This window comes from Methylobacterium sp., from assembly GCF_028290105.1.
Classification (GTDB): Bacteria; Pseudomonadota; Alphaproteobacteria; order Rhizobiales; family Beijerinckiaceae; genus Methylobacterium.
Genome location: NZ_JAQGKL010000100.1, coordinates 1 through 10933 on the forward strand (window position 1 = coordinate 1; position 10933 = coordinate 10933).

Annotated in this window: 12 protein-coding genes and 1 riboswitch; of the genes, 10 read left to right on the forward strand and 2 right to left on the reverse strand. The window is 71.6% G+C overall.

Features of this window, described 5'->3' with window-relative positions:
• The 5 genes from JWQ05_RS07860 to tatC all read left to right on the forward strand — a co-directional run.
• Positions 1-327 (forward strand): SPOR domain-containing protein (locus JWQ05_RS07860; RefSeq protein ID WP_299657146.1); only part of this gene is annotated, 327 nt, incomplete at its 5' end.
• 271 nt (positions 328-598) lie between these two features.
• A complete protein-coding gene (gene nagZ / locus JWQ05_RS07865) occupies positions 599-1606 on the forward strand; it encodes a beta-N-acetylhexosaminidase (RefSeq protein WP_299657149.1) in 1008 nt (335 codons plus the stop codon).
• A 299-nt stretch (positions 1607-1905) separates the two neighbouring features.
• Positions 1906-2163 (forward strand): twin-arginine translocase TatA/TatE family subunit, encoded by a 258-nt coding sequence (locus JWQ05_RS07870; protein ID WP_299657152.1) that lies wholly within the window; start codon positions 1906-1908, stop codon positions 2161-2163.
• 116 nt (positions 2164-2279) lie between these two features.
• Positions 2280-2834: a Sec-independent protein translocase protein TatB gene (gene tatB, locus JWQ05_RS07875; protein ID WP_299657155.1), complete on the forward strand. Its 555-nt coding sequence runs from the start codon at positions 2280-2282 to the stop codon at positions 2832-2834.
• Positions 2831-3631 (forward strand): twin-arginine translocase subunit TatC, encoded by an 801-nt coding sequence (gene tatC / locus JWQ05_RS07880; protein ID WP_299657158.1) that lies wholly within the window; start codon positions 2831-2833, stop codon positions 3629-3631. The genes tatB and tatC overlap by 4 nt, the downstream gene beginning before the upstream one ends.
• Positions 3632-3641: 10 nt before the next feature.
• Here tatC and JWQ05_RS07885 read toward each other — a convergent pair whose 3' ends face one another.
• Positions 3642-4388 carry a 1-acyl-sn-glycerol-3-phosphate acyltransferase gene (locus JWQ05_RS07885; RefSeq protein ID WP_299657160.1) on the reverse strand — a complete coding sequence of 249 codons (747 nt, stop codon included), beginning with the start codon at positions 4386-4388 and terminating at the stop codon, positions 3642-3644.
• 176 nt (positions 4389-4564) lie between these two features.
• Between JWQ05_RS07885 and JWQ05_RS07890 the strand changes: the two genes are divergently transcribed.
• The 3 genes from JWQ05_RS07890 (at position 4565) to JWQ05_RS07900 (ending at position 7371) form a co-directional block, all read left to right on the forward strand.
• Positions 4565-5374, forward strand: coding sequence for an exodeoxyribonuclease III (locus JWQ05_RS07890; protein ID WP_299657163.1), 810 nt, complete (start codon positions 4565-4567; stop codon positions 5372-5374).
• A gap of 111 nt (positions 5375-5485) precedes the next feature.
• On the forward strand, positions 5486-6733 hold the full coding sequence (locus tag JWQ05_RS07895) for a DUF3419 family protein (protein ID WP_299657166.1): 1248 nt from the start codon (positions 5486-5488) through the stop codon (positions 6731-6733).
• Positions 6730-7371, forward strand: a complete 642-nt coding sequence (locus tag JWQ05_RS07900; protein ID WP_299657169.1) for a class I SAM-dependent methyltransferase — start codon at positions 6730-6732, stop codon at positions 7369-7371. The genes JWQ05_RS07895 and JWQ05_RS07900 overlap by 4 nt, the downstream gene beginning before the upstream one ends.
• Before the next feature lie 262 nt (positions 7372-7633).
• Here JWQ05_RS07900 and JWQ05_RS07905 read toward each other — a convergent pair whose 3' ends face one another.
• A complete protein-coding gene (locus tag JWQ05_RS07905; protein WP_299657172.1) occupies positions 7634-9094 on the reverse strand; it encodes an amino acid permease in 1461 nt (486 codons plus the stop codon).
• Positions 9095-9237: 143 nt separating this feature from the next.
• A riboswitch (SAM-I-IV-variant riboswitch) is annotated at positions 9238-9349 on the forward strand.
• A gap of 62 nt (positions 9350-9411) precedes the next feature.
• On the opposite strand from JWQ05_RS07905, the gene JWQ05_RS07910 reads away from it, so the two are divergent.
• Together JWQ05_RS07910 and rpsO are read left to right on the forward strand one after the other, a co-directional pair.
• Positions 9412-10482, forward strand: coding sequence for a low specificity L-threonine aldolase (locus JWQ05_RS07910; protein WP_299657175.1), 1071 nt, complete (start codon positions 9412-9414; stop codon positions 10480-10482).
• A 207-nt stretch (positions 10483-10689) separates the two neighbouring features.
• Positions 10690-10933, forward strand: a 244-nt coding sequence (gene rpsO / locus JWQ05_RS07915) for a 30S ribosomal protein S15 (protein ID WP_299657177.1), incomplete at its 3' end; no start/stop codon positions are given.

Here is a 10933-nt window from a genome sequence, read left to right on the forward strand (position 1 = left end):
GCCAAGGCGCCCCAGCGCGTCGCCGCCGTGGCGCCGGAGGCGACCTCCGCCATCGCCAACCCGCCGGCCTCCGCCCCGGCCTCGGGCGGCGGCTACGTCGTCCAGCTCGGCGTGCGCACCAGCGAGAGCGAGGCCCAGGCGGCCTTCAAGCAGATGCAGGGCAAGTACAGCCAGCTCTCCGGCCAGCCCGCCCTGATCCGTCAGGCCGAGGTCAACGGAAAGACCATCTACCGCGTCCGCGTCGGGCCCCTGGGCAAGAACGAGGCGGCCAGCCTGTGCACCCAGCTCCAGGGCGCGGGCGGCCAGTGCTTCGTGGCCAAGAACTGATCGTTTTGGTGCCCCCCGTTCCGCCCGCGATGCGCGGGCGGTTCCCCGAGGGCCGGACCTGAACCTGCCGGTCGGCTGACCGGCGGGAAGCGGCGCCTCCCTCGGCTGTGGCCGCCGCGCCACGCCGGCACGCCGGCAGCCCCCTTGTACCCGCCTTCGTCCCATCCGACGTTTTTCGGCCTCATCCCGCAGCGATTCGCGTTGCGTTCAGCCCGCGCCGTGCTCACCGGAGCCGGCCCCCGGTCCCAGCCCCGAGGACGCGTCCCCCGTCATGACCTCCCGTGCCTTGATCCTCGGTTGCGCCGGCAAGACCCTCTCGCTCGAAGAGGCCGCCTTCTTCCGCGACGTGGCGCCCTGGGGCTTCATCCTGTTCAAGCGCAACATCGGCACCCCCGACGAGGTCCGGGCGCTCACCGGCGCCCTGCGGGCCACGGTGGGGCGCGCCGACGCGCCGATCCTGATCGACCAGGAGGGCGGACGGGTGCAGCGCATGGGGCCGCCGCACTGGCCGGCCTACCCGGCGGGGCGCCGCTTCGGCGGCCTCAACGGCTCGGCCGCGACGATCGCGCGGCTCGGCGCCCGGCTGATGGCGCACGACCTCGCCAGCGTCGGTATCAACGTCGATTGCGCCCCCGTCCTCGACGTGCCGGTGGCGGGCGCCCACGACGTCATCGGCGACCGGGCCTACGACACGTCCCCGGAGCGCGTGGCCGAGATCGGCCGGGCGGTGGCCGAGGGGCTGATGCAGGGCGGCGTGCTGCCGGTGATGAAGCACATCCCGGGTCACGGCCGGGCGGCCTGCGACAGCCACAAGGGCCTGCCCGTGGTGGAGGCGGACCTCGCGGCGCTGAGCGCCCAGGATTTCGTGCCCTTCCGGGCGCTGGCCGACCTGCCCATGGCCATGAGCGCCCACGTGGTGCTCACCGCCCTCGATCCGGCCCACCCGGCGACGCAATCGGCCATCGTGATCCGCGACATCATCCGGGGCGCCATCGGCTTCGACGGCCTCCTGATGACCGACGACCTCTCGATGCACGCGCTCCAGGGCAGCTTCCGCGCCCGCACCGAGGCGTGCTTTGCCGCCGGCATCGATGTCGGCCTGCACTGCAACGGCGAGCCGGACGAGATGCGCGGCGTCGCCGAGGGCGCGCCGATCCTCGTCGGCGCGGCCCTGCGCCGGGCCGAGGCCGCGCTGGCGCGCCTGACCACGACCGCCGAGGCCTTCGACGTGCCCGAGGCCCGCGCCCGCTTCGCGGCGGCCCTGTCGTTCGCCGCCTGATCCCGGATCGTCACGTCCCCGAAGGACTTCACCAAGGCGAGGGACCTCACCGAAGCGAGGGACTTGATCCACGCGAGGGACTTTTCCGGGCGCATGGTCTATGAGCCCGTCCCGAGGTCCAAGAACGGATCGGGGAACGGATCGGGGCAAGGAACTTGCTTTCCCGCGATGCGGCGATCGCAACGGGGCCGGTGTCACCCGCTCTTCTTGTGCTCGAGGGGCCCGATCCTTAGGTTCGCCCTCAACCGACACACGTAACGGCGCCGCGCAGCGTTTGGGCTGCGGCGCGGGAGGTTGCCATGGGCAGCATGAGTATCTGGCACTGGATCATCGTCGCCGGCATCGTGATGCTGCTGTTCGGGCGCGGCAAGATCTCGGACCTGATGGGCGACGTCGCCAAGGGCATCAAGGCCTTCAAGAAGGGCATGGCCGAGGACGAGACGCCGGCCACCACCGCCGTGCCGCCGCCGAGCGCCGGCGAGCCGGTGCGCACGCTGCCCCACCAGGGCGAGCCGGCCACCGCCAACACGGTCGCGGCCGACCGCAAGGTCGTCTGACGCGCGACGCGATAGGGAGCGTGGCGGCCGGTCACGGGTCTGGCGGAATCCGCCGCGACCTGCGATGGCCGACGCGCCGTTGATGGGCAGCGCGCGGTCGCGGGACAGTCGACACCATGTTTGACATGAGTTGGGGCGAGGTGATGCTGATCGGCGGCGTCGCCCTCATCGTCATCGGCCCGAAGGATCTGCCCAAGGCCCTGCGCACGGTCGGCCAGATCACCGGCAAGATGCGCCGCATGGCCGGCGAGTTCCAGTCGCAGTTCAACGAGGCGATCCGCGAGGCCGAGTTCGACGAGATCCGCCGCGAGGTGGACGGCGTCAAGAAGGCGGCGGGCACGATGGGCCCGACCTTCAACCCGGTCCAGACCATCCGCGACGAACTCAAGGGCGCCGTCGACGGCCGCACCGAGACGAAGACGACACCCTCGCCGACGCAGGGGCTCGCCAACGTCGCCGAGCAGTTGGCCGAGCGCGAGAATACCATCCAGGCCCCGACCGCGCCCGTGGAGTCGCTGCCCGACCTGCCGCCGCGCGCGGCCCCGGAGACGCCGGCGACCCACGCCTGGAGCGCCGATCCGCTCGAGCCCCAGGCTTACGCCGACCCGACGCCCGTCGAACCGCCCCGCCCCGCGACGCCAGCCAAACCCGAGCTTGATTCCGGCCGATGAGCAACGAGACCGACGACGCCGAGATCGAAGCCTCGCGGGCCCCGCTCCTCGACCATCTCATCGAACTGCGCTCGCGGCTGATCAAGTCGCTCGCCGCCTTCGTGGTGATGTTCTTCGGGTGCTTCTTCTTCTCGCGGCACATCTACAACATCCTCGTCTACCCCTACGTCTCCGTGGTGGGGGTCGAGAACGCCAAGCTGATCGCGACGCACTTCCTCGAGCAGGTGTTCACCAACATCAAGCTCAGCGTGTTCGGCGCCGGCTTCCTGGCCTTCCCGGTCATCGCCACGCAGGTCTACGCCTTCGTGGCGCCGGGGCTCTACCGCAACGAGCGCCAGGCCTTCCTGCCCTACCTCGTGGCGACGCCGGTGTTCTTCATCCTCGGCGCCCTGGTGGTGTTCTTCCTGGCGATGCCGTTGCTGATCCAGTTCTCGGTCTCGCTGCAGCAGATCGGTCAGCCGGGGGAGGCGACGATCGCCCTCCTGCCGAAGGTGGACGAGTACCTCTCGCTCATCATGACGCTGATCTTCGCCTTCGGCATCGCCTTCCAGCTCCCGGTGATCCTGACCCTGCTCGGCCAGATCGGCGTGATCGACACGGCGTTCCTGCGCGAGAAGCGCCGCTATGCCATCGTCCTCGTCTTCGTGGCCGCCGCCGTGCTGACCCCGCCGGACGTGATCTCGCAGCTGTCGCTGGCGATCCCGATGCTGCTCCTCTACGAGGCCTCGATCTTCTCGGTGGCCCGCGTCGAGCGGCGCCGCGCGGCCCGCCGCAAGGCCGAGGGGCTGGAGCCGTAGGACGGCCGCTCTAAGAGGCGCTGCGCGCGTCCCCCGCCGGGGCGCCCGGCACCCGCCAGCGGTCGAGCTCCGCGTCGATCGCCCCTTGCGTGCCGCGCATGAACTCGGCGCCGCTCAGGCCCGGGGGGAGGGGAGCGAGGTAGCTCACCGTGACCGCGCCGGGCCTGTGCCGGGCGCCGCCATGGGGCCAGTACAGACCCGAATTGACCGCCACCGGCAGCACGGGGAGCCCGAGCTTGGCGTAGAGCAGTTCGACGCCGCGCTTGAACTGGACCGGCTCGTCGATGCCGCCGCGCGTGCCCTCGGGGAACATCAGCACCGAGCGCCCGTCCGCGATCGCCGCGCGGCTCTCGTCGATCATCACCCGCAGGGCCTGGGTGCCGTTGGCCCGGTCGATGATGATCATCGGCGAGCGGCGCAGGAACCAGCCCACGATGGGGATCGCCACGAGTTCGCGCTTGGCCACGATGGCGACGTTGGGCACCAGCACCAGGAAGGCGAGCGTCTCCCAGGCCGATTGGTGGTTGGCGACGATGAGGCAGGGCTCGGCGGGAATGCGGGCCCGCCCCTCCTCGACGTAGGTCAGGCCGACGATGCGCGCGAGGCCGAACAGGATGCCGCGCGACCACAGGCGGGTGAAGGCGCGGATCGGCCGGGCCGGCGCGCCGAGGACGGCGAGCACCGCGAGCGGCAGGATGAACAGGGCGGTCCAGCCGGCCCAGTAGGCGTTGAAGAGCGCGGAACGGATGCGCGACACTGAACGATCCCTCGATCTCGCTCGAGGCGGCCTGGCGATCCCGCACGGATCGTCAGGCGCCCCCAAGCGCGGCATTTCCCCGGCGACGGCGGCGGCGATCCGGTCTATGCCGGCCCGCCGCGCCGACGCGCGCACGATCCTTTAAACGTTTTCCAGCCTCACGCGAGCCGAACGCCGTGCGCTTCACCGTCACCACCTGGAACATCAACTCGGTGCGCCTGCGCATCGATTCGGTCCTGCGCTTTCTCGCCGAGGCGCAGCCCGACGTGCTCTGCCTGCAGGAGACGAAGTGTCCGGACGACGCGTTTCCGCTCAAAGCCCTGCGCGGCTCGGGCTACGAGAACGTCGTGTTCGCGGGCCAGAAGGGCTACAACGGCGTCGCGATCCTCTCCCGCTTTCCGCTCCTCACTCGCGACGTGATGGCCTTCTGCGAGCGTGCGGACGCGCGCCACATCTCGGCGGTGCTGGGGCCGGAGGCCGGCAAGGCCGCCGGCATCGTGCTGCACGATTTCTACGTGCCCGCCGGGGGCGACGTGCCCGATCGCGGCCTCAACCCGAAATTCGCGCACAAGCTCGACTTCCTCGACGAATTGCGCGCCTGGGGCGGGCGGCGGGTCACCGGACCGGCGATCCTGGTCGGCGACCTCAACGTGGCGCCCCTCGAACACGACGTCTGGTCCCACAAGCAGCTCCTCGACGTGGTCAGCCATACGCCGCTGGAAACCGAACGCCTGGAGACCCTGCGGGGCGAGGCCGGCTGGGTCGACGCCGCCCGCCTCCTCGTGCCCGAACCCGAGAAGATCTACACGTGGTGGAGCTACCGCTCCCCCGACTGGGCCGCCGCCAACAAGGGCCGGCGCCTCGACCACGCCTGGGTCTCGGCCGACCTCGCCGGGACCGTGCGGGACGTCACCGTGGCCCGCCACGCCCGGGGCTGGGAGCGCCCGTCCGACCACGCGCCGGTGACCCTGACCCTGGAACTCTGACGCGGCCTTCCGCCCCGCCGGCCCGAGCCCGGCAGGCCTGTCACCCGCCGGTCATGCGCGGGGCGTAGGGGCGGCGTCCATCGTCACCGATGGACAAGCGCGAGCGCCCGCATGAATCCAGCAGCCCGGGCGGTCCGCCGCGAAACCAGCCTCGGCCTGACCCGGGCCGTGCATCGCAGCCGGGCGCTCTCCCGGGCCGGCCTCTCCGAGCGGCTGTTCACCCTGGCCTTCAGCGGCCTGGTCTACCCGCAGATCTGGGAGGACCCGGTGGTCGACATGGCGGCTCTCGGCCTCGGGCCCCGCGACCACGTGGTGGCGATCGCGTCGGGCAGCTGCAACGTGCTGTCCTACCTCACCGCCGATCCGGCCCGCATCAGCGCCGTCGACCTCAATGGGGCCCACATCGCCCTGGGCCGCCTCAAGCTCGCGGCCCTGGCCCGGCTCCCCGACCACGCGGCCTACCTGCGCTTCTTCGGCCGCGCCGACGCGCCCGCCAACGTCGCGGCCTACGACGCGCGGATCGCCCCGGGCCTCGATCCCGCATCGCGGGCCTATTGGGAGGCGCGGCGCCTCGACGGGCGCCGGCGCATCGCGGCGTTCTCCGAGAACATCTTCCGGCACGGCCTGCTCGGGCGCTTCATCGGCACGGGGCACCGGCTGGCCCGGCTCTATGGCTGCGACCTCTCCGCGGTGCTCGAGGCGCGCGACCGGGCCGAGCAGCGCGCCCTGTTCGCCGCGCATGTCGCGCCCCTGTTCGAGAAGCGCCTCGTGCGCTGGCTGATCCAGCGCCCGGCTTCCCTGTACGGCCTCGGCATCCCGCCAGCCCAGTACACGGCGCTGGCAGGGGACCGCCCCGGCGGCATGGTCGCGGTGCTGCGCCACCGCCTGGAGCGCCTCGCCTGCGACTTCGACCTGTCCGACAACTACTTCGCCTGGCAGGCCTTCGGCCGGTCCTACGCGCCGGGCGACGGGGCCGCGCTGCCGCCCTATCTCCAGCCCCGGCATTTCGAGGCCCTGCGGGCGCGGGCCGAGCGGGTGAGCTACCGCCAGCAAGCGATGACGGCGTTCCTCGCCGCCAGCCCCGATGCGAGCGCGGACGCCTACGTGCTCCTCGACGCGCAGGACTGGATGAGCGACGCGGATCTCACCGCGCTCTGGACGCAGATCACCCGCACCGCCCGGCCCGGGGCCCGCGTCATCTTCCGCACGGCCGCCGACGAGCGCCGCCTGCCCGGCCGGGTGCCGGACGCGATCCTGAACGCCTGGGACTACGCGGAGGCCGAGAGCCGCGCGGGGCAGGCCCGCGACCGCTCCGCCATCTACGGCGGCTTCCACCTCTATCGCCTGCGCTCCGCATGACGGGCGCCGCCGAGGCGATGGACCGGATGTACCGGCACCAGCGCCACCTCTACGACGCCAGCCGCAAGTTCTACCTGCTGGGCCGCGACCGGGTGATCGCCGGCCTCGACGTGCCGGCGGGCGGCAGCGTGCTGGAGATCGGATGCGGCACCGGGCGCAACCTCCTGCGCATCGCCCGGACCTATCCGGACGCGGCCTGCCACGGCCTCGACGTCTCCGCCGCGATGCTCGACACCGCCGCCCGCGCCGTCGCGCGGGCGGGTCTCCCGGGCCGCATCCGCCTCGCGCAAGGGGACGCGACGGACTTCGATCCCGTCTCGCTGTTTGGGCAAGGCGCCTTCAACCGGATCGTGATCTCCTATACGCTGTCGATGATCCCGCCCTGGGAACAAGTGCTGACCGAGGCCGCCGGGCACCTCTCCCCGGGGGGCCGCCTGCACGTGGTGGATTTCGGCGATCAGACCGGCCTGCCCCGACCGGCGCGCGCGCTCCTCAACCGCTGGCTCGCGGCCTTTTCGGTGACGCCGCGCCGGACCCTGCCGGAGGTGGTGAACCGGGTGGCCGGGACGATGGGGGCCGGGGCGGAGGTGCGCCAGCTTCACGGCGGCTACGCCGTGCGCGCGGTGATTGCGCGCTGACCCCGAACCGCCCGCCGCCCGCGAATTCGTCGCGCCGGCTTCGGAACGCGAGGCCCGATCCCGCATTAGACCCGCAACGCGGCGGCCTCGGGGGCCGCCCTTTCCGATCGGAGATCGTCCCTCATGCGCAAGCTGCTCGTCGCCTTCCTTCTCCCCAAGCTCGTGTCCTACCTGCGCCGCCGCTATTCCGGCCGTTCGAACCCGCGCCACTATTCCTGAGCCGCACCACGATTCCTGAGGCAATGACGCGCAAAGCCGGGGCCTAAACGGGCTCCGGCGAACCTGCCCGACGCCGCCGTGCGGCACGGCGGCCATAGGCAAAGTAGATCGCCGGGCCAAGGACGAGCCAGATCACGAGGCGCAGCCACGTGTCGCCGGGCAGCCCCAGCATCAGGCCGAGGCAGGACAGGATGCCGATCACCGGCACCACCGGCATCCCCGGCACCCGGAAGGGGCGGGGCCGGGTTGGATCCGTCCGGCGCATGACCAGGACGGCGGTGCAGATCACCATGAAGGCGAAGAGCGTCCCGATGCTCACGAGTTCGCCCAGCAGGTCGATCGGAAACAGGCCGGCGACGAGCGCGGTGACCGCTCCGATGGCGACCTGGCTCGTGGCGGGGGTGCGAAAGCGCGGATGCACCCGCGCGAAGGCCGGAGGCAGCAGACCGTCGCGGGCCATGGCGTAGAAGATCCGGGCCTGCCCGTAGAGGGCGGCCAGCGCCGCCGTGGTCAGCCCGAGGATCGCCCCGAGCTTGATCCCGGCCGCGAAGGCGCCGAGCCCGACCACCTCCACCGCCTTGGCGATGGGATCGGGCACGTCGAGGGCCCGGTAGGGCACGAGGCCGGTGAGCACGGCGGCGACGGCCACGTAGAGCAGGGTGCTGATCGCCAGCGAGCCGAGGAGCCCGATCGGCGCATCGCGCTGAGGACGCCGCGTCTCGCCCGCCGCCGTCGACACGGTCTCGAAGCCAATGAAGGCGAAGAACACCACGCCGGCCCCGCGCAGGACCCCGCTCCAGCCGAACTCCCCGAAGGTGCCGGTGTTCTCCGGCACCAGGGGCGACCACAGGCCCGTGTCCACATGGGCCGCGCCGATGCCGACGAAGGCCAGGATGATCGCGACCTTGATCGCCACCATCACGGCGTTGACCCGGGTCGATTCGCGGTTGCCGCGCACGAGGAGCAGCGTCAGCACGGCGATGATGCCCGCCGCCGGCAGGTCGAACCACGCGGTGGTGCCCCCGGGCAGGGCGGTGCCGGGGGCCGCCGTCAGGCCGGGGGGCAGGTGCAGGCCGGCATCGCCCAGGAGCGAGCGCGCGTAGCCCGACCAGCCCACCGCCACGGTGGCGGCGCTCATGGCGTATTCGAGGACGAGGTCCCAGCCGATGATCCAGGCGCAGAGTTCGCCGAGCGTGGCGTACGCATAGGTGTAGGTGCTGCCGGGTGCGGGGACCATCGCGGCGAGTTCGGCGTAGCAGAGCGCCACGAAGGCGCAGGCGATGCCGCCGAGCACGAAGGACAGGGTCAGGCCCGGGCCCGCATAATTCGCCGCCGCCGTGCCGGTGAGCACGAAGATGCCCGCCCCGATGGTGGCGCCGACCCCGAGCGCCACCAGGTCGAAGGCCGAGAGGGAGCGCGACAACCCGCCCTGCGCATCGCCCTCTGAGCCGGCCGCCAGGATGTCGGCGACGGATTTGCGCGCGGTGAGGCCGTTGCCCATCATCGTCCAGACCTTCGCATGGCGGCGGATCGCACGCCAAACGGCGCAAGTCGCGCGCCAGTCGAGGTCCCGCCGCTCGGGTAGCGCCCTTGCGCCGGGACAACCCGTCCGTGTTGTCAGGGTCGGGCCGCTCTGGTAGATCTCGCGCCCATCATCAAGAGTCGGGGCGATCCCTGACGCCAACCTGCTCTCCCGAGCAAGGTGGCACCCTCCGGAACCGGCGGGGATGTGGCCGGACCGGCAACCAAACGGGCTTCGCCATATCGCTCCGGCCGGTCGTCGCGCTCCCGATGCGGGACCGAGCCAGACGAGAGCGAACCATGTCCGACGAGACCCGGCCCCCCGAGCCCCAGCAATTCGCGAGCGACAACTACGCCGGCATCTGCCCGGAGGCCTGGGCGGCGATGGAGGCGGCCAACCGGGGCTCGATGCCGGCCTACGGGGAGGATCCCTGGACGAAGCGGGCGGCGGACGAATTCCGGACCCTGTTCGAGACGGATTCCGCGGAGGTGTTCTTCGCCTTCAACGGCACCGCCGCCAACGCGCTGGCGCTGGCCTCGCTCTGCCAGTCCTACCACAGCGTGATCTGCTCGGCCTCGGCGCACGTGGAGACCGACGAGTGCGGCGCGCCGGAATTCTTCTCCAACGGCTCGAAGCTCCTGGTGGTGGCGAGCCCCGACGGCAAGCTCACCCCGGCGCTGATCCGGAATGTGGCCACCGGCCGCTCGGACATCCACTTCCCCAAACCCCGGGTGGTGACGATCACCCAGCCCACGGAGACCGGCCAGCTCTACAGCCTCGCCGAGATCCGCGAGATCGCCGAAACCTGCCGGGACCTCGAACTTCGCCTGCACATGGACGGGGCGCGCTTCGCCAATGCCTGCGCCAGCCTCGGCTGCACCCCCGCCGACATGACCTGGCGGGCCGGCGTCGACCTCCTCTGCTTCGGCGGCACCAAGAACGGCATGGCGGCGGGCGAGGCGATCCTGTTCTTCGATTCCGCGTTGGCGGAGGATTTCGGGTACCGCTGCAAGCAGGCGGGGCAGCTCGCCTCCAAGATGCGCTTCCTCTCCGCCCCCTGGGTCGGCGTGCTGGAGGAGGGCGCCTGGCTGCGTCACGCACGCCACGCCAATGCCTGCGCGCAGCGCCTCGCGGCGGCGGTGGCGGATGTCGCGGGCTTCGACCTGATGTTTCCCGTCGAGGCCAACGCGGTGTTCCTGCGCGCCGCGCCCGAGCACCTCGACGCGTTGCGCGCCCGGGGCTGGCGCTTCTACACCTTCATCGGCGGGGGCGCGCGCTTCATGTTCGCCTGGGATTCGGAGCCTGCGCGGATCGACGCGCTGGCGCGCGACATCCGGGCCGTGGGCATGTCCGCCGCCGCCGCGGCCTGAACCCGCCGGCGGCGCCAGGGCTGGCGTCAGGGCCGGTTTCGTGTATGGTCCGCGCCGCTCCGACCCGTGCGAACGGGGCCGGGGCACAAGCTGCTTGTGGGCCTGACCGTGCTGGACGACATCCCGGCACCGGCCACGCTCCGGGCATGGCGCGGCCCTCGTGACGAGGCCGCCCGTTTCTGAAAACCCGTACCGAAAGGCACTGCGATGTCGATCACGGCAGAGCGCAAGACCGCGCTCATCAAGGAATACGCGAACGGCGGCAAGGACACCGGTTCTCCGGAGGTCCAGGTGGCGATCCTCACCGAGCGGATCACCAACCTCACCGGCCACTTCAAGACCCACGGCAAGGACAACCATTCCCGCCGCGGCCTCCTGAAGATGGTCTCGCAGCGCCGCTCGCTGCTCGACTACGTCAAGCGCAAGGACGAGGCCCGCTACCGCAGCCTCA